Annotated in this window: 20 protein-coding genes and 2 pseudogenes; 12 read left to right on the top strand and 10 right to left on the bottom strand. The window is 70.4% G+C overall.

All coding sequences use genetic code 11. The annotated features are described in order from the left end of the window. The first annotated feature begins 122 nt into the window (after nucleotides 1-122). Nucleotides 123-1,421 carry a DUF6986 family protein gene (locus AMK22_RS32870; RefSeq protein WP_073791039.1) on the top strand — a complete coding sequence of 433 codons (1,299 nt, stop codon included), beginning with the start codon at nucleotides 123-125 and terminating at the stop codon, nucleotides 1,419-1,421. 28 nt (nucleotides 1,422-1,449) lie between these two features. Here AMK22_RS32870 and AMK22_RS32865 read toward each other — a convergent pair whose 3' ends face one another. Continuing rightward, nucleotides 1,450-2,478: a LacI family DNA-binding transcriptional regulator gene (locus tag AMK22_RS32865; RefSeq protein WP_073791038.1), complete on the bottom strand. Its 1,029-nt coding sequence runs from the start codon at nucleotides 2,476-2,478 to the stop codon at nucleotides 1,450-1,452. Nucleotides 2,479-2,685: 207 nt separating this feature from the next. Here AMK22_RS32865 and AMK22_RS32860 point away from each other — a divergent pair, with 207 nt between their 5' ends. The 5 genes and pseudogenes from AMK22_RS32860 (at nucleotide 2,686) to AMK22_RS32845 (ending at nucleotide 7,049) form a co-directional block, all read left to right on the top strand. Further along, entirely contained in the window at nucleotides 2,686-3,615 is a 930-nt protein-coding gene (locus AMK22_RS32860) for an ROK family protein (protein ID WP_073791037.1), read from the top strand. Nucleotides 3,616-4,610: 995 nt separating this feature from the next. Then, nucleotides 4,611-4,940: a hypothetical protein gene (locus tag AMK22_RS32855; protein ID WP_073791036.1), complete on the top strand. Its 330-nt coding sequence runs from the start codon at nucleotides 4,611-4,613 to the stop codon at nucleotides 4,938-4,940. A 238-nt stretch (nucleotides 4,941-5,178) separates the two neighbouring features. After that, complete coding sequence (locus tag AMK22_RS39270) at nucleotides 5,179-5,499, top strand: hypothetical protein (protein ID WP_143203627.1); 321 nt, start codon at nucleotides 5,179-5,181, stop codon at nucleotides 5,497-5,499. A 142-nt stretch (nucleotides 5,500-5,641) separates the two neighbouring features. Then, nucleotides 5,642-5,878: pseudogene (locus AMK22_RS42485) on the top strand (transposase); the annotation flags it as partial. 265 nt (nucleotides 5,879-6,143) lie between these two features. Beyond that, entirely contained in the window at nucleotides 6,144-7,049 is a 906-nt protein-coding gene (locus AMK22_RS32845) for a CPBP family glutamic-type intramembrane protease (RefSeq protein ID WP_143203626.1), read from the top strand. Between the two features lie 1,179 nt (nucleotides 7,050-8,228). On the opposite strand, the gene AMK22_RS32835 is transcribed toward AMK22_RS32845, so the two are convergent. From AMK22_RS32835 to AMK22_RS32825, 3 genes are all read right to left on the bottom strand, one after another. After that, complete coding sequence (locus AMK22_RS32835; protein WP_073791033.1) at nucleotides 8,229-8,672, bottom strand: DUF2267 domain-containing protein; 444 nt, start codon at nucleotides 8,670-8,672, stop codon at nucleotides 8,229-8,231. Nucleotides 8,673-8,736: 64 nt separating this feature from the next. Next, nucleotides 8,737-9,132, bottom strand: coding sequence for a DUF2267 domain-containing protein (locus AMK22_RS32830; RefSeq protein ID WP_073791043.1), 396 nt, complete (start codon nucleotides 9,130-9,132; stop codon nucleotides 8,737-8,739). Between the two features lie 106 nt (nucleotides 9,133-9,238). After that, nucleotides 9,239-9,670, bottom strand: coding sequence for an Hsp20/alpha crystallin family protein (locus tag AMK22_RS32825; protein ID WP_073791032.1), 432 nt, complete (start codon nucleotides 9,668-9,670; stop codon nucleotides 9,239-9,241). Between the two features lie 128 nt (nucleotides 9,671-9,798). Here AMK22_RS32825 and AMK22_RS32820 point away from each other — a divergent pair, with 128 nt between their 5' ends. From AMK22_RS32820 to AMK22_RS41435, 3 genes and pseudogenes are all read left to right on the top strand, one after another. Then, nucleotides 9,799-10,422 (top strand): type III effector protein, encoded by a 624-nt coding sequence (locus AMK22_RS32820; protein ID WP_073791031.1) that lies wholly within the window; start codon nucleotides 9,799-9,801, stop codon nucleotides 10,420-10,422. Nucleotides 10,423-10,835: 413 nt separating this feature from the next. After that, complete coding sequence (locus AMK22_RS32815) at nucleotides 10,836-11,354, top strand: hypothetical protein (RefSeq protein WP_073791030.1); 519 nt, start codon at nucleotides 10,836-10,838, stop codon at nucleotides 11,352-11,354. A 712-nt stretch (nucleotides 11,355-12,066) separates the two neighbouring features. Next, a pseudogene (locus tag AMK22_RS41435) lies at nucleotides 12,067-12,228 on the top strand (serine/threonine-protein phosphatase); the annotation flags it as partial. A 146-nt stretch (nucleotides 12,229-12,374) separates the two neighbouring features. On the opposite strand, the gene AMK22_RS32810 reads toward AMK22_RS41435, so the two are convergent. From AMK22_RS32810 to AMK22_RS32790, 5 genes are all read right to left on the bottom strand, one after another. Then, a complete protein-coding gene (locus AMK22_RS32810; RefSeq protein ID WP_073791029.1) occupies nucleotides 12,375-14,405 on the bottom strand; it encodes a glycoside hydrolase in 2,031 nt (676 codons plus the stop codon). 101 nt (nucleotides 14,406-14,506) lie between these two features. After that, nucleotides 14,507-16,549: a beta-galactosidase gene (locus AMK22_RS32805; RefSeq protein ID WP_073791028.1), complete on the bottom strand. Its 2,043-nt coding sequence runs from the start codon at nucleotides 16,547-16,549 to the stop codon at nucleotides 14,507-14,509. A 76-nt stretch (nucleotides 16,550-16,625) separates the two neighbouring features. After that, complete coding sequence (locus AMK22_RS32800; RefSeq protein ID WP_073791027.1) at nucleotides 16,626-17,963, bottom strand: ABC transporter substrate-binding protein; 1,338 nt, start codon at nucleotides 17,961-17,963, stop codon at nucleotides 16,626-16,628. Nucleotides 17,964-18,048: 85 nt separating this feature from the next. Next, nucleotides 18,049-18,975 carry a carbohydrate ABC transporter permease gene (locus AMK22_RS32795; RefSeq protein ID WP_073791026.1) on the bottom strand — a complete coding sequence of 309 codons (927 nt, stop codon included), beginning with the start codon at nucleotides 18,973-18,975 and terminating at the stop codon, nucleotides 18,049-18,051. A 4-nt stretch (nucleotides 18,976-18,979) separates the two neighbouring features. Next, nucleotides 18,980-19,903, bottom strand: coding sequence for a carbohydrate ABC transporter permease (locus AMK22_RS32790; protein WP_073791025.1), 924 nt, complete (start codon nucleotides 19,901-19,903; stop codon nucleotides 18,980-18,982). Between the two features lie 314 nt (nucleotides 19,904-20,217). Between AMK22_RS32790 and AMK22_RS32785 the strand changes: the two genes are divergently transcribed. From AMK22_RS32785 to AMK22_RS32770, 3 genes are all read left to right on the top strand, one after another. Further along, nucleotides 20,218-21,207, top strand: coding sequence for a LacI family DNA-binding transcriptional regulator (locus tag AMK22_RS32785; RefSeq protein ID WP_073791042.1), 990 nt, complete (start codon nucleotides 20,218-20,220; stop codon nucleotides 21,205-21,207). A 90-nt stretch (nucleotides 21,208-21,297) separates the two neighbouring features. Continuing rightward, on the top strand, nucleotides 21,298-21,765 hold the full coding sequence (locus tag AMK22_RS42480) for a transposase (protein ID WP_158072107.1): 468 nt from the start codon (nucleotides 21,298-21,300) through the stop codon (nucleotides 21,763-21,765). A gap of 442 nt (nucleotides 21,766-22,207) precedes the next feature. Beyond that, nucleotides 22,208-23,770: a PucR family transcriptional regulator gene (locus tag AMK22_RS32770; protein WP_158072106.1), complete on the top strand. Its 1,563-nt coding sequence runs from the start codon at nucleotides 22,208-22,210 to the stop codon at nucleotides 23,768-23,770. Nucleotides 23,771-23,979: 209 nt separating this feature from the next. On the opposite strand, the gene AMK22_RS32765 is transcribed toward AMK22_RS32770, so the two are convergent. Continuing rightward, on the bottom strand, nucleotides 23,980-25,620 hold the full coding sequence (locus AMK22_RS32765; RefSeq protein WP_073791023.1) for an amidohydrolase: 1,641 nt from the start codon (nucleotides 25,618-25,620) through the stop codon (nucleotides 23,980-23,982). Nucleotides 25,621-25,635 lie beyond the last annotated feature (15 nt).

Raw genomic sequence — 25,635 nt, 5'->3', positions numbered from 1 at the left:
CCCACCACACGGCCCCGGACCTTTTCCGATCACCATTGACGCCGAATCGACGGCCTTATAGCTTCGCTATCCGGATTGTTGATTCCGTGAAGCGGAAACCGTCTGATGGTGGAGGGTGTGCAATGGGTCAGCAGGAGCAGGTGGCGACGAGCCTCGCCGGTACGGTCGGCGAGGAGATCGGCGCCTCCCTCACCGCCGTCGACGCCGAACTCGCCCGCCGCTATCCGGGAGATCCCGGCACCCGCCAGCCGGTCCACACGGTCTATGTCCCCGGTGACACGTTCACCTCCGGCACCATCCGCTCCTGGGGCGACCGGGCGCTGAAGGCGCTCGACGAGCACGCGCCCGACGCGGCGTCGTTCGCCTCGGTCCTCGGCATCCCGGACGAACTGGCCGACCCGGTCCACGACCGGGTCCGCGCCAAGCTGGAGCGCGAACCCGTCGAGGACCTGCGCATCGACTTCGAGGACGGTTACGGCTCGCGCCCCGACGCCGAGGAGGACGAGACCGCGGCCCGCGCCGCGCGGCTGGTCGCGGAGGCGTACGCGAACGGCACGGCCGCGCCGTACATGGGCATCCGCATGAAGTGCATGGAGGCCGCCGTGCGCGACCGGGGCATCCGGACCACGGACATCTTCCTCACCGGTCTGATGCGGGCGGGCGGGCTCCCCGACGGACTGGTCCTCACCCTCCCCAAGGTGACCTACCCCGAGCAGGTCACCGCCTTCGTGCGGCTCCTCGAGGCGTTCGAGCAGACGCAGGGACTGCCGGCAGGGCGGATCGGCTTCGAGATCCAGATCGAGACCAGCCAGTCCATCCTGGCCGCCGACGGCACCGCCGCCGTCGCCCGCATGATCGACGCCGCGCGGGGCCGGGCCACCGGACTGCACTACGGCACCTTCGACTACAGCGCCTGCGTCGGCGTCAGCGCCGCGTACCAGGCGAGCGACCATCCGGCCGCCGACCACGCCAAGGCCGTCATGCAGGTCGCCGCCGCCGGTACCGGCGTACGGGTCTGCGACGGCTCCACCAACGTCCTCCCCGTCGGCCCCACCCACCGGGTCCACGAGGCGTGGCGGCTCCACCACGGTCTCACCCGCCGCGCCCTGACCCGCGCCTACTACCAGGGCTGGGACATGCACCCGGGGCACCTGCCGACCCGGTACGCGGCCGTGTACACCTTCTACCGCGAGGGTCTGGAGCAGGCCGCCGCGCGGCTCGCCGCGTACGCCGCCAGGATTGGCGGCGACGTGATGGACGAACCCGCCACCGCCAAGGCGCTCGGCGGATACCTCCTGCGCGGCATCGACTGCGGCGCCCTGGACGCCGCCGAGGTCGTCCGGCTGACCGGGCTGACGCGCGCGGACCTGGACGCGTTCGCCGCGCCGCGCCGGGCCGGGCTCACGGTGACCGCGCCCTGACGGTGGCGTCTCGGACGCACCGCGCGGCTCAGGCGGGCGGCAGTTCGCCCGAGCCGCGCGGGAGGAGCGTGGTGGGCAGTTCGACGCGCACGGGGGAGTGGTCCGCGCCGTCGAGGCGTCGGAAGAGGTGTTCGGCGGCGGTGCGGCCGACGGCGGCGGCGTCCTGCGAGATGACGGTGATGCCGAGCAGATCGGCCAGTTCGATGTCGTCGAAGCCGACGAGAGCGATCGGACGTTCCCGCTCCGCGAGGACGCGCACCGCCGTCACCGTCACGCGGTTGTTGCCCGCGAACAGCGCGGTGACGGGTTCGGGTCCGGACAGCATCCTCTCCACGGCGGCCCGGACCCGCCCCGGTTCGGTGGACCCGAGGGACACCCAGGAGTCGTCGACCGCCGTCCCGGCGTCCGCCATGGCCGCGTGATAGCCGCGCAGCCGTTCCGTGGCGGTGTGGATGCGCGGCTGGTCGCCGATGAAACCGATCCGGCGATGGCCGTGCGCGACGAGATGGGCGACGCCCTCCCGGGCGCCGCCGAAGCTGTCGGAAAGGACCGTGTCGGCGTCGATGCGGCCGGCCGGCCGGTCCACGAAGACGGTGGCGACACCCGCCTTCATCTCCGGTTCCAGATAGCGGTGGTCGTCCCCGGCCGGGATCACGATCAGACCGTCCACCCGGCGTGCGCACAGCGCGAGCACCAACTCCTGCTCGCGCTCCGGGTCCTCGGCGCTCGACCCGTTGATGAGCAGGGCGCCGTGCGCCCGGGCGACCTCCTCGACCGCGCGGCTCAGCGGCCCGTAGAACGGGTCGGCGAGGTCTTCGAGGACCAGCCCGATGGAGGCGGTACGGCCCTTGCGCAGCACGCGCGCGCTGTCGTTGCGGCGGAAGCCGAGTGCCTCGATGGCCTCCTGGACCCGGCGCTCGGTGTCCGGCGTCACCCCCGGCTCGCCGTTGACCACGCGGGAGACCGTCTTGAGCCCGACCCCGGCGCGCGCGGCCACGTCCTTCATGGTCGGCCGGTTGCCGTAACGGGGCTCGGGATGGCGGGCGGTCTCGGCCACGGTGCGCTGTCCTGTCGTCGGGTGTGTGCGGTCCGGCCCGGGCCGTGGGCGGCGCCGCGGCGCGGACCGGATGCTGTGCCGTCGAGCATAGGGCCTGGACAACGTTGTCAACTGACTGGAGACTGGTCGGACGTTCACCGGGGCCGGACCGCATCCGAACCGAACCCCGCACGTCCCGCCCCCTCCCGAGCCCACGGAGCCGCACCGATGCAATCCGACCTCGTCGCCGCGCTGGACATCGGCGGCACCAAGATCGCCGCCGCGCTGGTGGACGGCGGCGGCGGGCTCCTCGCGCGGGCGCAGCGGCCGACACCCGCACGGGAGGGGGCCGAGGCGGTCATGGGCGCGGTGGCGGAGGTCCTGGCCGAGCTGTCCGGGGCGCCGATGTGGGGGCGGGTGACGGCCGTCGGCATCGGCAGCGCGGGTCCGGTGGACGCCTCCGCCGGTACGGTGAGCCCCGTCAACGTTCCCGGCTGGCGCGACTTCCCGCTGGTGGAACGCGTCGGCGAGGCGGTCGGCGGACTGCCGGTCGAACTCGTCGGCGACGGGGTCGCGATGACGGCGGCGGAGCACTGGCTGGGTGCGGCGCGCGGTCATGACAACGCCCTGTGCATGGTGGTGTCCACCGGTGTCGGAGGGGGGCTCGTCCTCGGCGGACGACTGCACCCCGGTCCCACGGGCAATGCCGGGCACATCGGTCATGTCAGCGTGGAGCTGGACGGCGACCCGTGCCCCTGCGGCTCGTACGGCTGTGTCGAGCGCATCGCCAGCGGGCCGAACATAGCCCGCCGGGCATGGGAGAACGGCTGGCGGCCCGGGCCGGACGGCGACGTCTCTGCCGCGGCCGTGGCCGCCGCCGCGCGCACGGGGGACCGGATCGCCCTGGCCTCGTACGATCGGGCCGCGCAGGCGCTGGCGGCGGGGATCGCCGCCACCGCAGTGCTCGTCGAGATCGACATCGCGGTGATCGGCGGGGGAGTGGCCGGAGCGGGCGACATCCTCCTCGCTCCCCTGCGCCGGGCCCTCGACCGGTACGCCACGCTCTCCTTCGTGCGGCGGCTCACGGTGGCTCCCGCGGTGATGGGCGCCGACGCGGGACTGGTCGGTGCCGCGGCCGTCGCGGCCCGGCGGGGCTAGTGCCGCGACCGGAAGGGTTCACCGGCTCGCGACGCCCGGCACGGCACCTCGCCGCGTTGTCGCATCACCCGAGTACGTCCGGTACGGGGACGATCCTCCGCCTTGCGATCGACGGAGTCTCCCCTGGTCGAGCGAAGCCGGGAACGCGGGGAAGCACCGGGCGCCGCACGGCCCGGCCTCCGGCCGGACGACGGCACTTCGGCGACACGGCCCCGCGGGCCGGGCCGCCTCGCCGCCGATTCCCGTGCCGGTGAGGAACAGGGCGGCGGCGGGGATCAGGGCCGCTCGCGCGTCCAACTTCGGGGGCCGGTGGGGACGGGCGGGGCCCGGGGTGCGAGGTCGCCGGGCGGCAGCGGCGGCTGCCCCGGGGCGGCTGGTGGTTCCGAGGTATCCGTCCCCCCTCGCGCGGTTCATGGACGCATGGACGTTTCGGCCCCGGAACAGCAGCGGGAGTGGCATGTTCCGTTGGTGATGGGATTGTGGCAATGGCGTGAACGCCGTCCTCGTTCCGGCGGGCGGACGGCGGAACCGAAGGCCCGGCGCGGAGTGGGCACGGCCCGGCGGAGGGGCCGGCCCGGACCTCGGATCCCCTGCTCCGGAAGCGTTTTGACGGGGCGTCATGTACGGCAGGCCGGGCCGTTCGTGGCGGCGTGCGGGCCGGTCGCGAACAAGGGCCGCGTCCGGGCGCATCCGACGGCTCCTTTCGGGTAACAGCATCGCCACAGCCGGGTTTTCGCGGCAGGGTGTTGCGGGCAAGCCACAGGGGGCTACGGAAGAGGGTGAACCGTGATCGTCTGGATCAACGCTGCGACCTGGAAAATCGCTGGTTAGCGGCTTACCTGCTGGAACGCCTTGCGGGTATCTAGCCTAAGTTAGCTTGATCTAGCTTTACTTAGCCCTGGTGGGCAAGATCTTTCTCCCATTCGTCTCCCATGGGGGCAAGGAGCGCCCCCCGGCGTTAAGCGGCGCCGGGGGGCGCTCGCGTCGGCCGGGTCGTGACCGCGTCCACCATCATGACCGCCCGCGGCCGGGCCCGTCGCGTTGTTGACCGTTCTCCTGCCCCGACGGACGCAGCCGTCTCGCACCCGTTCTTCAGCGCCGTCACCCTGCTGGACTTCGAACCCGTGCCCGGCACGGCACAGCAGGCCGACGACCTCCGGGCGAGCTACCTGCGCCCCTGGGCAGCCGCCTACCCGCACGCCGACGTCGAAGCCGCCTTCGAGGCGGCCCGCCCGCTGGCCGTGCTGCACGCCGCCCTCGTGCGGTGGTTCCGGCTGCTGCCGGCTGTGACGCCGCGGGAGAAGTGGGAGTTCATGGTCCTCTAATGGCTCCGCCGGCTGCCGAACCCACCCTCACACCCGTCATCGGGCTGACACCAGGAGCGCGGCTGTCGCGGCCAACCGGGCCTTGGAGCAGGGCGGCTGGCGTGTCACCGACCCCTGGACGGAGACGCCGCCGACGGACGACGCCCCATTCACCGTGACGGTCGAGAAGGCCGACGCATAACCGGGACACGAGCAGGACATCCTTGACCCAGGCGTTCAACAAACCGGGAGCAGCACGTTGTCGTGGAGAGATGCGGTCCAGCCGGCCTTGAGGATGCTGCTCCAGCCGGACGCCCATCTCGACCCACACCTGGAGATGCTGCGCCTGGGCGCGGAACACAAGGACACCCCGCCGCCCGCCCCTGGCCCCGTCCCGCCGACGGGGCTTCCGCACGTACCGCCGCAGCACAACCCCCGCGGCCACCCGCACCCGTCCACCACGGTCGGCCACCCCTACGCGCCGGGCGCTGCCAGGAACCCGTACGCACCCGGCCCGCAGAACCCTTACGCCCAGCACCCCCAGCCTCCGCGCCGCCCGCAAGGGCCTTACGGAGGCTGACCGGTCGAGGTGTTCCGGCGCCGCCGTCAGGTGACCGCGCTCAGCATGTCCGCCAGCCGGCGGTGGACACCTGGAGACTGGAATCTTGAGGTTCCAGAGGAAGTAGCACCAGGTGGGAAGCAAGTAAACGAAGCGGTACACCGAGGAGTTCAAGCGGGACGCGATCGCGCTCGTCGATTCCTCGGGCAAGACGGTCACCGCCGTCGCCCGGGAGCTCGGCATCAGCTCGGAGTCCCTGCGAGGCATAACGATCACGTGTCCGAGAACACGGGGAAACTTCAGTGGCCCCGAAGGGTTGGCGGCCGTAGCCAGAAAGGGCCCAGTACGCGGTGAGCAGGCCGCGCTCAGCGCGGGTCGTGTCGTGGCGTGGCGGTCGTGACGGCGCATCGTGGGTCATCCTCCGAGCCGCATTGCCCCGTTGATCGCCCGTGGAGCGGCAGTCGCATGAACGCGGGCACTCAGCCTCTGGGTGTTCCCGGAACCGGAGCCGGTGGCCAACAACCAGTCGACCCCTATCGTCCACTGGGCCGAAGGATGTATAGGGGGTCGTCCGCGCGCACGACGCCCCCGACTGATGGTCGGGCGATCCTGGGACGCACACGGGGTTGTCGATAGGAGTCGGCCCTATCGTCACCAGGAGCGCTATGACCGAGCTACACATACGACAACCCGCACCCTCACCCGCGCCCACGGCCGCCGGGGCCATGGGCCGCGCGTTGGCTGGCGGCCTGATCATGGCGGTGGCGCTCGGTGCCGGCAACGGCCTCGGACCCGTACTGGCGGACGCCACCGGAGCCAGTGGCTTGGCCGCCCGGCTGATCGCTGCGGCCCTCGTCACCGTCGTGGCCGTGCCGTTCGTCCTGCGTTTGTCACACCCCCGGACGGTCGGCTTCGGCAGTCCGGGCGCGAGCCTACGGGCGTTCCTCACCGGCGTCGGGGTGACGGCCGCGGCAGCGGCGCTGGTCCTGGGCGCGGGCACGGCCGTGGGGTTACTCGTCTGGCAGCAGCTGGACCTCGCCACCCTGGCTGGCTTTCTCGTCACCAACGCCGTCGTCGCACTCCTGCTTGAAGCCCTGCCCGAGGAGACGACGCTGCGCGGCTACACGTGGACATCGCTGCGCAGTCGGTTCGGGCCCGCACCGGCGGCGTTCGGCACCACGGCGGTCTTCCTGCTCGTACCGGGCACCTCGACGCTGGTGACGGTCGGCATCGCCCGGCTGGCCGGTGACGAGCCGGGCCACATCGGCATCGCCCCGGAGGGGCAGCACCCGGTCGACTACCTCATCCTCCTGACGGTCTTCAGCCTGACCCTGATCGCCGCCCGTGCGGCCGTGGGTCACGCCCAGCTGTGGGCGGCGATCGGCACGCACCTGACCGTCCTGACCGTGAACCGCATCATGCTGCAGGGCGAGGACCGCGACGCGGGCGTGACGGTGGAGCAGGCGTCCGGTGACGCGGTGCTCCTCGTACCGCTGTACCTGGTGGTCGTCGCGATCGCATTCCTGGCGTGCCGTCGGGTCACGCGTCGGCACACGCCCGGCGAAAAGTAGGCGGTCACCGTCACCGGCCTGCCCGATGCCGGGCTCCTGGTCCACGCAGAGGACGGAACCGCAGCCCTGGCCGACGACGTCCGTACGGCCTCCGCGAAGCGGCCGAGAAGAAGCGCAAAGCGGACAACGACGCCGCCTATGCCAACCAACGCGCAAGGGCCACACAGGCGAATTCGTTTCCCAGCAGCCCTCCGGCCGCGGAGCAGGGCCAGCAGGCGCACCACCAGCACGCCCGCCTGGCGCTACCGCTACCCCGCCTTCCCGCGGCTGCTCCTGGTCCTCACCGGTGCTTCCGAGGAACGGCTCGCCCGGCGCATCGCCGGCCTGCGAAGCCTCGCCGCCAGCTTGGCGGCCGCGCACCGCGAGCAGCACTCCATGGCCTGCCACCAGCCTCCTTCCCGGTCGGTGAGCACGGCCAGGACGACTGGCCCACCGCACCGCCAGGGTTCGGCACGCGCGTGCCGGCCGGTGTCGGGCAGATGGGTGTGGCAGCCCTCGGCCCTGCACGCACAGTACGCCCCGGCCCTGGGCGCGGGGGCGGCACGCAGGTGAGCCTTGAGATGGACGACCGCGGCCGCACGGCCAGCGACTGCGGACGGCAGACGCTGCTCGGCACAGAATCCACCTGCCAGCGCCCCGAAGGGCCGTCGAGCAGGCTGGCGCCGCCCTTCTCGCCGAGCACGGTATCCAGCTCTGGGGCCGGGTCCGGTCCGGTCCGGATCCCGCCCGATGCAGCTTCGAGGTCACCGTGGGCGAGAACGCGATGGATTTCACTCCCGATGAGGTAGTCGCCCTCGTACGCCACCTGCTGGCCCGCGCCGGGACTTGCCCTCCTGCTGCGGCAGGTGAACCGGCCTGAGTGCCCACGGCACGGGCGTGGTGTCAGTGAGCCATCCGTTCGTCAGGAGCCAACTCACAATGAGGGAGCGCAGGCTCCGCGCAATTCCCATCCCAGGCCAGTGCACAGTTGGCTGTAGGAAGGTCCGTGGCCGTGTTCTGCATGGAACGCGACCGTGAACCGTGCAGCCGGCTTGCTGCGGTCGGGGTGCTTCTCCACGCGCTGTACGCGACAGGGCGGAAGTCCCCTGATCGCGGCGGATCGGGGACTTCCGCCTTTACGGGCCCGGCCAGAGGGGATCTGGGCGGGGCCTTTTGCGGCCCCGGGTGCCGGGTGCCCGTTTACGCGGCGGGGGTGAGTTCGGCGCGGCCGAACAGCAGCGCGTAGCCGGAGGGGAGCTGGCGCAGGATGCGGGTGATGAGGTCGGGTCCGGCATAGGCGGCGACGGCGGAGAAGACGGAGCCGGTGTCCCAGCGGGTGGTGGCCAGGGAGGCGCCGGAGCGGGCGGCGAGGTCCTTGACGAACGCCCAGCCGGTCAGGGGCTGGGTGCCGGGGACCTGCGCGGTCAGGACGCGTGCGGCCTCCAGGGGCAGCCGGGCGGCCAGGTCGACGCGTTCGTCGCCGGCCAGCTGGCGTCCCAGCCCCGCGAGGACCAGGCCGACGGCTTCGTCGGCTTTCTCACGGGTGGGGTAGGCGCCTTCGTAGCGGACCTTCTCCAGCATCTGCTCGTACGCCGTCCCGTACGGCTGCTGGTGCTCAGACGGTACGCGCACGTCGGTGATCACTGCGGTGCATGCCTTTCGTGAAGCCAGGGTGGAGCGGTGCCGGTGCGCGGCACCGAGCTAGTGGTCAGGTGGGCTGGGGGCGGCCGAAGAGGAGGTCGTAGCCGGCGGGGAGCTGGAGCAGGATCTGCCCCAGCAGGTCGTCGCCGGCGGTGTCGGCGACCGTGGACAGGACGGCGCTGACGTCCCACGTCGCGGTCTGCTCGGTGGCGCCCTCGATCCAGGCTGCGGTCGCCCGCACGAACCGCTCCGGCGACAGCGGTTCGGCGCTCTGCAGCGGGTTGAGGAGGATCAGGGCGAAGTCCTCCGGCAGGCGGGCCGCGAGCTGGGAGCGGACTTCGCCGACCAAGTGCGCGCCGAGCAGGGCGAGCACCACCCGGGCCGCGCGCTCGGCTTCCTCCACAGTGCCGTACTCGCCGCGTTCCTTCACGTGGTCGAGGAACGCTTCGCGTCGCAGAGTCATCTCGGCCGCCACCCCTTCTTGTCCTTCGGACTGCCCACGGGGTGGTGCGGAGGGCGGGGTGAGGGGGGAGATCAGGTGCCCGTCCTCCGCACCAGTCCGGCCGGTGTCAGCCGGAGATCTCCTTGTGGCCGGAGCCGACGCCGATGGAGATCTTGCGGGGCTTGGCGCGCTCGGCGATGGGGATGCGCAGGGTGAGCACGCCCGCGTCGTAGTCGGCCTGGATGTGCTCGGTGTCGAGGGTGTCGGCGAGCACGATCTGGCGGGAGAAGACGCCCAGCGGCCGCTCGGAGAGCTCCATCTGCACGTCGTCGGCCTTCGCCACCGGCCGGCGCTCGGCCTTGACGGTGAGCATGTTCCGCTCGACGTCGATGTCGAGCGCGTCTGCGGTGACGCCGGGCAGGTCGAAGGCCACCACGTACTGGTCGCCTTCGCGGTAGGCGTCCATCGGCATCGCCGACGGCCGGGACCATGTGCCCGGGCCCATCAGCTGCTGCGCCAGCCGGTCCAGCTCACGGAAGGGGTCAGTGCGCATCAACATCGTGAAAACACCTCCAGCAGGTTCAGGCAGTTACTGCCAATGCGCCTCACTGACACCGTTGTAACATGTCATCCAATGGATGACAAACACGATGTCGTCAGCCTGATGACAACCCGAGGGAGGTGTCCGTGACCCCGGCCGACCAGCCGTCCCTGTCCCGCACCGACACCCACAGCCCGGTGTCGTTCCTTGCCGCCGCGGCGGCCCTCAACGCCATAGACGCCGCCCTGCGCGAAGCCCAGCACAAGACCCCGAACGCCCCCGCCCCCGGTCCGGAACAGGCCCTGGCTTCCTTGTCGCTGCTGCGGCAGGTACGCGAGCAGCTCGCCGTATGGGAGACCGGCCTGATCGAAACGGCCCGCGACGCGGGAGCCAGCTGGGCCGACCTCGCCCACCCCCTCGGCGTCGCCAGCCGCCAGGCCGCCGAACGCCGCTACCTGCGCGGCCGTCCCGGCCCGGCCGGGACCACCGGCGAGCAGCGTGTCCAAGCCACCCGTCAGGCCCGGGCCGCCGACCGCAGCACCGCCGCCTGGGCCCGCCGCAACGCCGCCGACCTGCGCCGCCTCGCCAGCCAGATCACCGCACTCACCGACCTTCCCCCCGCCGCCCGCCGCCCGATCAGCGAGCTCCACGCGGCCCTCGCCCACGACGATCCCGCCGACCTGATCGCCCCCCTGACCGCCGCCCGCCCGCACCTGGCCGCCGCCCACCCCGACCTCACCGCCCGGCTCGACACCCTCACACCTCCCTGACCCCGCCCGGCGCACCGCAACAGCAACCGGTCAACGTCCGCCCCGGGCAGACGAGGCCTGGAGACCAACGCGGCCTGCCCGCGGGCCTACCTGGCCTGCTCCCTCACCAAGCAGTGCCTGGACGGGGGTGGACGCAGTTGGTGGCCAAGGTGTCGAGGCACCGGTTCCTGCCAGGTTTCAGACCGGCGCTGGCCTCGCCCCCGACGGCCCCTCCTGGGACCACCATCGGCCAGGCACTCGGCACCAGCGAAGAAACCGCCCGCTCCCGCCTGATCCGCTACGCACTCGGCCGCTGACCCGCGAGGACCGGGCCGGCATCGGCCCGCTGGTTGCCGGGCGCACGATCATTTGCGGCCTGCGGATCCCCGGGCCCGTCCCGGGCAGGCCGACGCGGAGGACAGGCCGACTCGGCGGTGTCCGGCGGGCCGCTCCACTGGGCGGACGAGATCCGCGATCCCCACCAGGAGGTCCCCGACCTGCCGGGCGAGACGGAGCCGACCGCGGCCGAGGTGAAGATGGCCCACCAGCTCATCGACGCTCTCACCACCGACTGGGATCCCGAGGCCTTCCATGACACCTTCCAGGAGAAGGTCAAGGCGATGATCGAGGCCAAGGCCGCGGGCGAGACGGTGGAGAAGGCCGAGCCGGCCGCACAGCCCACCGACGTCGTCGACCTCGTGGAAGCCCTGCGCGCCAGCGTCGAGCGAGCCCGCTCCCCCAAGAACACGGGCGAGAAGGCCAGCACATCGCACGCAGCCCGCAGTAAGAAGGCCCCGAAGAAGCGCGCCACCAGCACATCCAAGAGCGGATCTCTTCGGTCCCTGACGAAGGCCGAGCTGTACGAGAAGGCCACCAAGGCCGGCATCCGCGGGCGCTCCGCCATGACCCACGACCAGCTCGCCAACGCCCTCGACCACGCCAAGGGCACATGAGGGACGCTTGAGCGCCGTGCGGGGTCGCCGGTCTCTGTCCTGACGTCGCCCCCACACTGCCGGCTGAGTCCTTCCAGCCCGTGCACGTGCGGTAGGCGGACTTTCTCGCCGCGCAGGTCATCGGGCGCGACGGCCGGCGTCGCGTCCGGAGCCTGATCTGGAAGACCCTGCGTGTCCGGCCTGCGCGGCCCGTACTTCTACGTCGATGGAGTCCTCGGCGAGCCGGACGCGCGATCCGCCCTATTCGCGTTTGCTGTGCTTTCGCAAATTTCCTTTACTCGGACCGGAGTTCGCGTGTTCGCTGCTGGGAGGAGGTGCCGACCTCCTGGCCGACCTTCTGTGCCGGGTCCTGGCCTTGGCCTCCTCGGAGGCTGGCGTCTCAAGCGCGTCCCAACTTCCTCCCAGATCCACTCCCAGCAAGTCCCAGATGGTGGCCTCGACCCCGCGCCGCCAGTACGCCCTCTTGGGATCGATCACCTGCAACCGGAACCGCGTCAAGGCCGCCGGGGCGCGTTCCTCGCTGAACCGCAGTGCCCCCGCGGTTGCCCCACTCACCCGCACCTACGTCCCGTCCCTGACCTCCACGGTGCCCTCGCCGTCGTCGCCGTCATGCCTGGTCTTCGGCGGGGTTCTCGCGGCCGCTGCGGACGCGGGGGTCGGTGTCCGAGGCGGGATTGGCGGCGGCCTGTGTTGTAGTGGCGCAGCCAAAAGAGTGTACGAGCCCGTGCAGGAGGACAGACTCATTGGCCGCGACATCTACGATGTCGTCGTCTCTTCGTGGGGAACCCGGGTTCTGATCAGCGATGTCCAGGGCAAGGGCTTGCCTGTGGTCGGCGCCGCGTTCGCCGTCGTCGGTGCCTTCCGTGCGACCGCATCGACGCTTGGCTCACCGACACACTTCAGGTCGCACACGAGTCTCCCAGCTGGCAACGCTTCGCCCCGCCGGATCACACCCGGCGGGGCGAAGGCAGGACCCGCGACGCCATATCGCCAACAGCGGGCGACCCCATCACGCGCTGGTCAGCTCACCTCGGTGAACCGCCAGCGCTGGTTGGAACCGGAGTTGGCCTGCCATGTCGTGACGGCTGCGCCCTCGTTCGTTGCCTGGCCGCCGACCTCCAGCAGCTGCCCGGTCGCCACGTTCACCAGCGTCCATGTGCCGTCGCCCGTGGTCGACAGGATCCACTCTGCCGCCGGGTTCCGCTCACCCGTATCGGCCTCGATCACCGGCACGTTGTCCCGTACGGTGAGCCGCTTGCCCTCGGCCGGGTTGGCAAAGACGTACCGCTGACGGTTGCCCGTCGTGCCGTGCTTCGCCTCCAGCCGCCATTCCTGCGCGACCGTGCTGTTCGTCGAGTTGATGACCAGGTTCGTGCCGTTTGCGTCGACGGTCATCGCCTTGCCGCTCTGAACACCGGTCATCGTGTACGACTTGCCCGTGCTGAACAGACTTGCGTTCTTCGCGACGCCGGAGACGCCCTTGACGGCGAACGAGGTCACCGACTGCGCAGGGACGGTGAACGTCGCCTTGCCGTCGACGACCTTGACGGGCGCCTGCTTGACCAGTTTGCCGGCCGCGTCGGTGACGGTCGGGGTGACCGCTGCGTCCCGCTTGATCTCCCCGAACTTCGACAGGTCGATCGTCACCGCGCGGGGCGCGGTCGTGGAGTTGACATGGACCAGTGAGGCACCCTTGCCGTTCTTCGTCACGGCCGCGGCGCTGGAGGTGTCGTCGACCTTGATCAGGCTGTCGCCGGGCTTGATGAAGTGCGTGAAGTTCCGGGCGGTGTCGAACTTCGTGTTCGTGTAGATCGGGCAGGTCTTCAGGGTGTCGGCCGACGTGCAGCTGAACGGAATCTGGACGGAGCCCCAGTTGCCGCCCTTGGCGAATTCGCCGCCCGGCTTCATGTTGTCGTAGTCCTCGACCGGCTGCCAGAACACCCACGCCTTGGGCTCCAGCTCGCGCAGGTCGTTCACAATGTGCTGCGCCAGGCCCAGCCCCGGGCGCATGTCGGTGAAGCTCTGCCCGTCGCCCCAGTCGCCTTCGACCTCGCTCATCCACAGCGGTTTGTCGGCTGCCTTGGCCAGGTCACGGACCGTGGTGCGCTGTCCGGTGTTGTAGGTGTGGACGTTCATCCGGCCGACGAGGTCCTTGGACGCCTGCGAGTAGGAGTTCCAGGTCGTCGCGAACCCCCAGGGGGTGGACTCGTCCATCGCCGAGATGCCGGCCTTGACCTTCGCCTTCTTCAGGGCGGGCTCCAGCGCCGCGACCACCTTCTGCTGCAGCTCGGGTCCGATGTCCGCGCCCTCCTGACGGGCCACCGGATTGCCGTCCGCGTCCAGACGTGTGCCCCAGTGACCGATCGGCTCGTTGAACGGGTCGATCGTGTCGACCTTGATGCCCTCGGACTTCTCCAGCCGCTTCGTCGCCCCAGCGAGGTAGGCGGCGAAGTCGTCGACCGAGCTCTCCTTCAACTGGTCGACGCCTGCGTTGAATCCACCGGAGACATAGCCGCTGACGGTCATGAACCAGGGCGGGGAGTTGGAGAACGTCTCCCAGTGGTCGATGTCGTTCTTGATCCGCTTGGCCCACCAGCGCTGGGTGGCGTCCGCCTTGTCGTTCCAGTGGGCCGGGTCGTCGGGGTTCCACCAGTCGGTGTCCGCGCGTGTCGTTCCCGCCGGCGCCTTCCACCAGCCTTCCACCGCACCACCGGGACGCAGATAGTCCTTCACGTCGGGGGCGTTGCCGCCGCCGATGTTGTAACGCGCGATGTTCAGCGCCAGACCGTCGTCGTCGAAGAGCAGATCGGCGAGCTTCTCGCGGATCTCCTTCGGGTAGTCGCCGGTGGCGTTCGCGAACCAGACCAGGCTGGTGCCCCAGCCCTCGAACTTGTCCTGCTTGTACGAAGGGTCCGGCTGGACTGTGACCGACGCGGTGGCCGTGTCGGCCAGTGCGGGCGGCGCCGGGACGGAAAGCAGTGCTGCTCCGGTCGCCAGCGCGGTCATCGACGCGGCCCCCAGGAACCGTCTGCTGTGGGTACGGCGTGGCATCGTGTGCTCCCAACTGAGAATGTGGAAACGCTGCGGGTGGCCCCGGGGCGGGCAATGTGCCGCCTGGGGAGCTCATGTACGGAGGGAAACGGGGGAGTAGGTCAGACCAGCGGCCGGCGCACCACGGCGACCTCGCGTGGCCCGAGGACGAGCCCGCCGTCACCGGCCGTGCCGTACAGCACGTCACCGGCGAACCCGGGGAGTGTCACGGCGTCGCCGGTCCGGTTCACCAGGAACAGGAACCTTTCCTCGGCGTTCCTGCGGACGACCAGCTCGACGCGTCCGCGAGCCTCGTCGGGAAGTTCGCTCTCGACACCCGTCGGCTCGAGCAGACGCGGCAGCAGGGCGGTGAGGCCCTCGACGCCGAGGCGCGTCGAGACGTATGACGCCGAACCGGCGTCCGTCGTACGGCGGGTCACGGCCGGCCGCCCGACCTGGCTACCGGAGTCGTAGCGGGCGAGGACCTCGGTCCGCTCGTCGGTCAGGGTGATGCGGTCGGTCCACAGGGTGCCGGTCGAGCCGTCGTCCAGGGACACAGATTCGTCGGCGAGCAGCGGGCCGAACTCCTCGGCGCGGAAGCCGAGCAGGTCGCGCAGGGCGCCGGGGTAGCCGCCGAGCCAGACGTGGTCGTTCTGGTCGACCACGCCGGAGAAGTACGTAGTGATCAGGTGTCCGCCCTGCTGGGCGTAGCGGGTCAGCTCATTGGCGAGATCGGCCGGGACCACGTGCAGGACGGGCGCGATCAGCACGTCGTGGCGCGCGAAGTCGCTCTTCGTGGTGATCAGGTCGGCACGCACGCCGAGCGCGAGGAGCGCCGAGTACCAGTCCAGGCATTCCTGCCGGTAGTTCAGCAGGGAGGTGGGGTGGGAGTCCTGCTCGCTCGCCCACCAGGAGTCCCAGTCGAAGACGATCCCGACCTTCGCGGCCTCTCGGTTCGAACCGGCCACCGGGGCCAAGGATGTGAGTGTGGCACCGAGCGCGGCAACCGCGCGGAACAGCTCGCTGTCGGCGCCTGCATGCGGGACCATCGCCGAGTGGTACTTCTCAGCGCCCGCCGCCGACTGCCGCCACTGGAAGAAGCAGACGGCGTCCGCGCCGTGCGCCACATGCAGCAGCGAGTCCCCGGCCAGCTCGCCCGGCCGCTTCGCCACGTTCACCGGCTGCCAGTTGACGGCGCTGGTGGAGTGCTCCATCAGGAACCAGGGCCGTCCGCCCGCGATGCCACTGGTGAGGTTCGCGGAGAAGGACAGCTCGTCGCGGGACTGCGGGCCGGGGTGGACGTAGTGGTCGTTGGAGACGAAGCCGATCTCCTCCGCCCAGTCCGCGTAATTCATGCCCTTCGTCTCGCCCATCACCATGAAGTTCGTGGTGACCGGGACGTCCGGGGTGATCTCCTTCAGGATGTCCCGCTCCGCGCGCAGGTAGTCCTTCAGTGCATCGGAGGAGAACCGCTTGAAGTCCAGCTGCTGAGTCGGGTTCGGGTGCGACGCTGCCAGGCGCGGGGGCAGGATCTGCTCCCAGTCGGTGTAGCGCTGCGACCAGAACGCCGTGCCCCAGGCGTGGTTGAGGGCACCCAGAGTGCCGTAGCGGGCGCGCAGCCAGCTCCGGAAGGCGCGGGCCGCATCGTCGGAGAAGTCGTAGACGTTGTGGCAGCCCAGTTCGTTGGAGACATGCCAGGCGACCAGCGCCGGGTGGTCGGCGTAGCGGGTCGCCATCTCGCGCACCAGGCGCAGGGCGTGCTCGCGGAAGACGGGGGAGCTGGGCCGCCAGTGCTGTCGGGCCCCCGGCCACAAGGTCTCGCCGGTCGCGGTGACCGGCAGGATCTCCGGGTGGGCCGTGGTCAGCCACGGCGGCGGGGAGGCGGTAGCGGTCGCCAGGTCGACGTCTATGCCGCCGGAGTGCAGAAGGTCCATGACCTCGTCCAGCCAGCCGAAGTCCCACTCGTCGGGACCCGGCTGCAGGCGTGCCCAGGAGAAGATTGCCACGGAGACAACGGTGACCCCGGCCTCTTGCATCAGCCGGACGTCCTCCTCCCACACCTCCCGGGGCCACTGCTCAGGGTTGTAGTCGGCACCGAAGGCGAGACGTGGGGCGAGGTCACCGTCCGCCCCGCGCCGTGTGCGGCAGTGGAGGGTGGAGATCATGAAGGTCCTTCCGAAGGTGGTGCAGGGGGCGGCGCCGCCAGCAGCCGCGCCGCCTTGCGTTCGAGCTGTTAGCGGGTTACTTCGCGATGGTGAAGCCCTGCTCCTCGCCGTACTTGACCGATGCGTCCTGCCATGCCTTCAGGCCGTCGGCCAACGTGGTACCGGAGACGTACGCCTTGCCGACCGTGTCGTTGAAGATGGAGTTCGCGTACGGCTGGAAGGGCAGGTACTTCCAGTCGCTCGTCACGTTCGCTGCGGACTCGGCGAAGATCTTGTTGGCCTCCTGGCCGCCGAAGTAATCGAACTTCTTGCTCTGGAACGAGGCCGACTCCAGCTCTGCCTTGGTGGCGGGGAAGGCGCCCTCGGCGACCCGGGTGGCGACACCGTCACCGGCGTTGGCGTACTCGGTGAAGGCGTAGGCAAGCTCTCCGTTCTTGCTCAGCGTCGGGACCGCCAGCGAGCTGCCGCCGTTCTCCGCGCTCGCCTTGTCGCCCTTGGTCCAGGCCGGCATCGCCGCCGCGCGCCACTGGCCCTTGGCGTTCGGGACGCCGGTGACGAAGTTGGCGGGCATCCAGGCGCCGGTGGCCAGGGTGGCGATCGTGCCGTCGCCGAGACCCTTGTACCAGTCGTCGGTCCAGCTGGTGACCGGGGTGAGCAGCTTCTCGTCGATCAGCTTCTGCCAGACCGCCTCGAACTTCTTGGCGCCCGTGTCGTCGAAGTTGACGCCGACCTTGGTGCCGTCGAGCTTGTAGGGGCGCGAGCCGGCCTGCCAGAGCATGGAGGTGGTGAAGCCCGCGTCACCGGTGTCGTTGGCGATGTAGACCTTCGGGTCGGCCTTGTGGAGCTTGCGGGCCGCGTCCACGTACTCGTCCCAGGTGGTCGGGACGGCGATCTTGTACTTGTCGAAGACCGCCTTGTTGTAGAACAGCGCCATCGGGCCCGAGTCCATCGGCAGGCCGTAGATCTTGTCGCCGTCGCTGACCGCGTTCCACGGACCGGCCGTGTACTTCGAGGCGAGCTTGTCGGCGCCGTACGGGGCCAGGTCGGTCAGCCCCTTGGTCAGGGAGTACTGGCCGAGCGCGAAGTACTCGACCTGGGTGACGTCCGGGACGCCTTTGCCGGCCGAGATCGCGTTGGACAGCGCGGTGTAGTGCTTGTCGCTGGAGCGCTCGCTGACCAGGTTGACCTTGACCTTCGGGTACTTCTTCTGGAAGTTCGCGGCGACGGTCTTCAGGGTGGGTTCCCAGGCCCAGACCGTGATCTCGCCTCCCTTGTCCAGGGCCTTTTGGATGTCCCCGGCGGAGACCGCCTTCTGTGCGGAGTCGTCGTCCGAGCCGCCGCAGGCGGTGACGCCCAGAGCGAGGGCGGAGACGAGGGCAATGCCGCGCAGGATGCGGCCCGTTGTTCTGCGCATGGTGCTTCCACTTCTTCGTGGGTGGGACAGTGAGGGTGGGGTGATGCGGGTGTTTCTCACATGGGGTGCTTGGGTGCCGCTCGCGTCACTCCTTGACGCTTCCGGCGGCGAGACCGGACTGCCAGTACTTCTGCAGGAGCAGGAAGGCAGCGATCAATGGCAGGATGGTGAGGAGGGAGCCCGTGATCACCAGGTTGAAGATGACGTCGCCGCCGATGGTCTGCGCCTGCGAGCTCCAGGCGCTCAGGCCCAGGGTCAGCGGGTACCACTCCGCGTCCTTCAGCATGATCAGCGGCAGGAAGTAGTTGTTCCAGGTGGCGACCGTGGTGAACAGCAGCACAGTCACGATTCCGGGGGCGAGTAGCGGCAGCGCGACCTGGAAGAAGGTCCGCGCCTCGCCGGCCCCGTCCATCCGGGCTGCCTCCAGCAACTCGGTGGGGATCGCCTCGGCGGCGAACACCCACATCAGGTAGAGGCCGAACGGCGACACCAGCGACGGGATGATCACGGCCCACGGGGTGTCGGTGAGCCCCATTTTGCTGAACATCAGGAAGGTCGGCACTGCCAGCGCCGTACCCGGCACCGCTACTGCGCCGATCACCACGGCGAAAATCGCACGCTTGCCGGGAAAGTCGAACTTGGCCAGCGCATAGCCGCCCAGCACCGCCAGCAGAGTGGCGCCACCCGCGCCCAGCACCACGTACAGCAGGGTGTTCAGCAGCCAGCGTCCGAAGATGCCGTCGTGGTAGGTGAAGGTGTCGCGGACGTTGTCCCACAGGGCGAAGTCGTGGGCGAACCACAGCCCGCTGGAGTCGCCCAAGCCTGCCTGGGTCTTGGTGGAGTTGATGACCAGCCAGATCAGCGGCACCACGGTATAGAGGGCCATCAGAGCCATCAGTGCCGTCATCAGCACACTGCGCTTCGGCTTGCCCGGGAGGTGCTTGCGCGGCGCCCTGAGGCGCGGGGCATCGGCGCTCTTGGCGGGGGAGGCGGTCGTGACAGAGGTGCTCATCGGCTTACGCCCCCTTGCGCATACCGCGCAGCTGCACGACATAGGCGATCACCATGGTGATCACGCCCATGATGATGGCGACCGTCGCGGAGTAGTTGTGCTGCTGGCCGTTGAAGGACAACACGTACGTGTAGAAGTTCGGCGTGTAGTCGGTGGTGATGGCGTTGAGCGCCAGCGGACGCAGGATGTTCGGCTCGTTGAAGAGCTGGAAGCTGCCGATGATAGAGAAGATCGTCGCGATGACGATCGCGCCCCGGATCGCGGGCAGCTTGATCGAGGAGATCACCCGCCACTGACCCGCACCGTCTATCTCCGCCGCCTCGTACAGCGAGGTGGGGATGACCCGCAGGGCCGAGTAGAAGATCAGCATGTTGTACCCGACGAACTCCCAGGTCACGATGTTGCCGATGGACGCGAGGACCCAGTCGGGGGAAAGCAGGTCGGGCAGCTTGATGCCGAACGCGTCGTTGATGTCGCCCACCAGGCCGTACCTGGTGCCGTACATGAAGCCCCACATCAAGGTGGCGACCACGGCAGGCACCGCGTACGGCATGAAGATGGTGATCCGGAAGAAGTTCTTGCCGTACAGCCGCCCGCTGTCCAGCGCCAGTGCCACCAGCAGGGCGATGCCCAGCATGATTGGCACCTGGACCGCCAGGAAGAGCGCCACCCGGCCCACGGCCGCCCAGAACTGGGCGTCCTGCAAGGCCTGCGTGTAGTTGTCCAGGCCGACGAACTGGTTGCCGCCGATGAGCTTGTCCCGGAAGAGGCTCAGGTAGATCGAGTACGTGATGGGGGCCAGGAAGATCAGAGCGAAGACGGCTACGAACGGACCGATGAAGCCCCATCCCGTCCAGGAGCGGCGGTCCCGTTTCGCCGGAGGCGGGGCCGGCCGCGGCTCGGCGGCCGGCGGTTGCAGCGTCGTCATGATCGTTCCTCGCTCGTCCACTCACGGAACCTGCAGCACCGCACAGTTCGCTATGCGACGTCATCGGTGATGTTTGCGTAAACATCACCGGCCAAAAAAGAAGCGAGCTGGTATGTTTACGTAAACATTTGATGGCGGCATGTTTACACTCCCCCGATGACGCGGGTCAAGGGTCTCCCGGGGAGTTCGTGGCCAGAGCGATGACAAGAAGGGGGCAGGGAATGGATACGACACGCGGCACGCCGAAGCAGGCGCCCGCACCCGCGGCCACCGGCGGACGGCGTTCGCGCGGACGGGGCCGCACCTCGGTTTCCATGGCCGACGTGGCGCAACTGGCCGGCGTGTCGTCCCAGACCGTCTCACGTGTGTCCAACGGCTATGCGGGCGTCACCGAGGAGACGCGTCGCCAGGTACTTTCCGCCATGCAGGAACTGGGCTATCGCCCCAACAGCGCCGCCCGCGCCCTGAAACGCGGCGAGTTCCGTACCCTCGGAGTGATCACCTTCTCCCTCTCCACGACCGGAAACGTCCGCACCCTGGAGGCGATCGCGACCTCGGCAGCGGCCGAAGGGTACGCGGTGACCCTGCTGCCGGTCGCCGTCCCCACCCAGGACGAGGTGCGCGGCGCCTTCTCTCGTCTGGAGGAACTCGCCGTCGACGCAGTGATCGTCATCATGGAGGTGCACCTCCTGGATGCGGCCACCATCAACCTCCCGCCGCACGTCCAAGTGGTCGTGGCCGACTCCGACGCGGGCGAGCAATACACGGTCGTCGACACCGACCAGGCCGGCGGCACCTGCACCGCCGTCCAGCACCTCCTCGGGCTCGGCCATGACACGGTCTGGCACCTCGCGGGTCCCGAGGGCTCCTACGCCGCCCAGCGCCGCACCGATGCCTGGCAGGCCACGCTCACCCACGCGGGCCGCCGGGTGCCACCGCTGGTGCGGGGTGACTGGTCGGCGGAGTCCGGCTACAGGGCGGGCCTGGAACTCGCCGCACGCGAGGACTGCACAGCGGTTTTCGCGGCCAACGACCAGATGGCCTTGGGCCTGCTGCGCGCACTGCATGAACGCGGTCGGCGCGTCCCCGAGGACATCAGCGTCGTCGGCTTCGACGACATTCCCGAAACGTCCTCCTTCCTGCCGCCCCTCACCACCCTCCACCAGGACTTCGCCGAAGTCGGCCGCCTCTGCGTCCAGGCGGTCCTGCGCAAGATGCGCCACGACGGTCCGACCCACGGCACCACCCTCGTCCCGACCCACCTGGTGATCCGCGAGAGCACAGCGCCCCCGGCGGCACGCTGATGTGAGTTCTCAGAGAGTGTTTAGTGTGAGCGGATTGCCGCTTATGGCCTAGCTAGCAGGTTCTTTGCCAGGTTGGTGTGGTCTCGCCCTTTGAGCGCTTGGCGAGGTTGTCGATCGAGGCGATGTGTCGGCGCCGACGACGGCAAGCGGGTCAACGGGCGCAAGCGGCACGTCGTGGTCGACATGCTCGGCCTGCTGCTGGGCGTGATGGTCACCGCCGCGGACGTCGGGGCCCGCGCCGCCGCCCAGGTCCTGCTCGCGCAGGTGGCCCCCGGCACCACCGCCGTCCTGGAGCGGTTCGAGCTGATCGTCGACGGCATCGAGCTCGTCCACGGCTACACCGGCGAGACGGACCGCAATGCCTTCACCGAACGCGCCAAGGCCGTCGGCCTCTACGACGACGAGCAGCAGCTCGCCCAGGAAGCCGTCGAGGCCGGACGATACGCCGTCGGCCGCTTCCCCGGCAGTGAGGTAGCAGCACGGCGCTGCGCCGCGGTGAGGAAGTTCGCATCGCCCGCGGCGACCTGGGGCATCTGGTGCGCTGGATGCCCTCACTGAAGGAACGCATCGGCTCCCTCCCCGACGACTGCCCCGGCTGGGGGGCAACGACGGCAAGGACGAGATGCGGCGCCTGGCCGCCGCCTTGCGGCTGGATGTCGCGGACCTGACCGGTCAGCCGTACCCGCCGCGTGGGGAGGAGCACGCGGCGGTGCGGCCGGTGGCCTTCCACCTGCGGCGCAGCCTGGTCCGCCGACAACCGGATAGGGCCCGCGGCGTGCTGCTGGAGGAGCTGGCGGAACGGACCCGAGTCGCCGCACGGTCCGATGCCGCGGGTGATGAGCACCATCTCGCGCTCGGGTTGCCGGAGTTGATCGAGGCGGCCGACCGCGCGCTGGCCGCCGTTGCGGGTTCCCACCGGGCACGTGTGCGCCGTCCGCCGCGATCACGAGCGGGTTCCGGCTCACCTCGGGGGCTTGACGGGCGTGGCACACTCCGAGGCATGATCACGCTCAAGGACGTCCTCGCGCTGCCGGGTCTCGGGCTCGGTCTGATCGACGGCGACGGGGCCGGGGGCGGGACGACCGACGCGCTCGGCCGTGAGGTGCGCTGGGCGCACGTGAGCGAACTGGAGGACCCGACGCCCTGGCTGCTCGGCGGTGAACTGCTGCTGTCCACCGGGCTCAACCGGTTCGAGGACGCGGCGCAAACCTTCGCCTACTGCGAGCGCCTGACGCGGGTGGGCGTCGCGGCGCTCGGGGTGAGCACCGGTGCGAGCCTGCCGCACCCCGAGCTGCCCGCCGTGCTCCTGGCCGGGTGCGCCGCGGCCGGCCTGGCCTTGGTCCACGTGCCCGAGAACACCGGGCTGCAATCGATCATCCAGGCCGTCTCGGACGCGCTGAACGCCGAACACACGGAGCCGATGCGCCGTGCGCTGCTGGCCCAGCGGAATCTCGCGGATGCCGCCGCGCAGGTCAAGGGACCGGACGCCGTGCTGGCGGGGATGGCCGAGACGAGTGGCATGCATTCGGTCCTGTTCGACGGTGAGATGCGGGTCGTGGCCGAGTGCGGCAGCGCCGCTCTGGACCTCGCCGAAGTGCGCCGCACGGTCCGGGCACGCCTGCTGAGCTCGTCCCCGTGGTCGGTCGCGATGGACGTCGGCGAGTGGACGATGACCATCGTGCCGGTGCTGGCCTCGGGGACCATGCGCGGCATCCTCGTCGTGGCCAAACCGGGCGCGTGGACCGAGTACGACCGTGCCCTGCGGTCCATGGCCCACTCCCTGCTCGCAGTCCTCCTCGAACTGCGGTATCGGGCCGGGCAGAGGCGGTGGGCGACGCGTGCGCAGGCGTTCGACGCCCTTCTCGACGGCACCGGAGAGGCGTCCGAGGTGGAGGAGCGGCTCGTTCGAGCCGAACTCGGTTGGGTGACCCGGGTGCAGGTCATCACCACGGCGGCGATGGAGAACCCGGGGCGCCGGGCGGCCTTCGTGGCGGGGCTTCAGGAGCTGGCCGCCGATGTCCTGGTCCGCTCGGCGGGCGGGACGACCCAACTGGGGCTTCTTGACCCCGACGACGGTGTCGAGAGCCGGGCGGAGGCGCTGGCCGCAGAGTGCGGCATCGCCAGGGCGGGCATGAGCCGCCCGGTGCACCGGGCGGAAGGGCATGTGGCGCTGCGTCAGGCCGAGCGGGCCTACCACTCCGCCGACACCCGCGGTGTGCCGTTCGTGGTGCTGGAACGGTTCGGCGGATACCGGGCGTTGCTGTCCCTGGGGAGCGGCGCGGACCGGCAGGAGTACGCCCACCAGGTTCTCAGCCCGCTCATGACCCCGGAGGCGCGGGGCACGGACCTCTACGGGGCGTTGCGCGCCTACGTGCGCTCCGCCGGGAACACCGAGGTCGCCGCAGCCCATCTGGGGGTGCACCGGCACACCGCGCGCGCCCGGCTGCGCCGTGTCGCGGAGCTGACGGGGCTGGATCCGACGCGGGCACTGGATCTCTTCGAGCTGTGGCTCGCGGTGGAGATCCGGGAGCTGTTCGAGGAGCGTGAAGCGGCCGACGGCTGAGCGGGCGGTGCTGCCGGCGGTGCGCCGTCCGGCGGCGGGCCCGGGCCGCTGCCGTGCCGCGCCTCCGTACCCGCACCGCCGCGCCCCGTCGGGACGGCGTCCGGTGTCGCGCCGGGACGGCGTTCCGGTGCCACGCCGACGCGGTGCCGGGGTCGCGACCGGCCGAGTCCGCCGTCAGGCGTCAGGCGTCAGGCGTCAGGCGTCAGGCGTCAGGCGAAGATGCCCTGCGGGTCGTACTCCGCCACGCCGCCCACCACCGTGGCCAGGACCGGCGTGCCGCCGATCTCCTCGGTCGCGCAGGTGGTGATGTCCCGGCCGAGGACGACCAGGTCGGCGAGGTGGCCGGGGGCGAGGCGGCCGAGTTCGTGGTCGGTGCGCTGCGCGTACGCCGAACCGACGGTGTAGGTGCGCAGCGCCTCCAGCACCGGCACCGCCTCGTGGCCGTTGAAGAGCCGGCCCGACGGCGTGCGCCGCTCGACCATGGACTGGATCGCGGGAAGCGGGCCTCCGTCGGCGACGACGGGCCGGTCCGAGCCGCTGGCGACCACGATGCCGCGTTCGGCGAACGACGCGTGCCGGTATGTCCACGGCAGGCGGTCCTCGCCGAGCACGGAGGCGACTCCGTCGCCCAGTTCGGCGACGAACCGGCCCTGGGTGGACGCGATGACTCCGAGCCGGGCGAACCGGTCGAGCTGTTCGGGACGGACCACGGAGGCGTGCTCGATGCGGTGGCGCGGGTCGGGGCGGGCCCCCGCGCGGGCGACCGCGCCGAGCACGTCCAGGGCCACATCGACGGCGTGGTCGCCGATCGCGTGGACGGCTAGTTGCCAGCCCGCGGCGGCCGCGTCCACGGCAGTACCGGTGAGCTCCTCGGCCGTGAACTGCATCATGCCCGCGTGGTCGTGGCCGCAGAAGTTCGCCGTCATCGACGCGGTCCGGCTCATCAACGCGCCGTCGGTGAACATCTTCAGCGGTCCGATGCGCAGCCGCTCGTCGCCCAGGCCGGTGCGCAGGCCGAGGTCGAGCCCGCGCCGGAACGGGTCGGTGTCCGCGCTGGCCAGCGTGTGCAGGTTCTCCATCGCGATCATGAGCTGGACGCGTTGGCGGATCGCGCCCTCCTCGACGGCCCGCTGGTAGACACCGCCCTCGACCGGGCTCGACCCTACGAGCGGGGAGTCTCCGATGCCGGCCTCGGAGACCGAGGTGAGTCCCTCGGCGAGGTAGACGCGGGACGCGGCGCCGAGCGCGTCGATCAGATCGCGCTGCGGGAACGGCTTGCGCAGTCCGCGGAACTCCGCCATCGCCCGCTCGGTGACCAGGCCGGTGGGCGTGCCGTCGGCATGCCGTTCCACCGTTCCGCCCTCCGGGTCCGGGTACGTCGCCGCCATCGCGCCGACCGCCTCGAAGACCGCGGTGCTGGCGACCAGCAGATGGCTCGTGCGGTGCAGCAGCAGGACCTTGCGGCCGCCGCCCGCGCGGTCCAGCTCCTCGCGGAGCGGATGGCCCCCCAGCGCCGTCTGGTCGTATCCCGAGCCGGTGATCCATGCGTCGGGGGCCGCCTCGGCCGCCCGTGCCGCGATCAGGCCGAGGAGTTCGTCCCGCGTACGCACTGCGCTGCAGTCGATCTCCCCGAGGCGCTGGCCGAACTGCGCCATGTGGTTGTGCGAGTCGTTGAACCCGGGGACCACGGTCGCGCCGCCGACGCGGACTTCACGCCGGGCGCGCATCCCCTCCACCTGCTCGTCCAGGCCGACCACCCGTCCCCGCCAGATCCCGACACTGCGGGCGAAGGGGCGGTCGTCGTCCATCGTGACGACGTGGGCATCGGTGAGCAGTAGGTCGAGTTCCATGCGCGTCACCCTAAG

The organism is Streptomyces sp. CB01580, from assembly GCF_001905795.1.
In the GTDB taxonomy this organism is placed as follows: domain Bacteria; phylum Actinomycetota; class Actinomycetes; order Streptomycetales; family Streptomycetaceae; genus Streptomyces.
The sequence above is the reverse complement of the archived record's forward strand: the minus strand, read 5'-3'. Positions and strand labels throughout refer to the sequence as shown.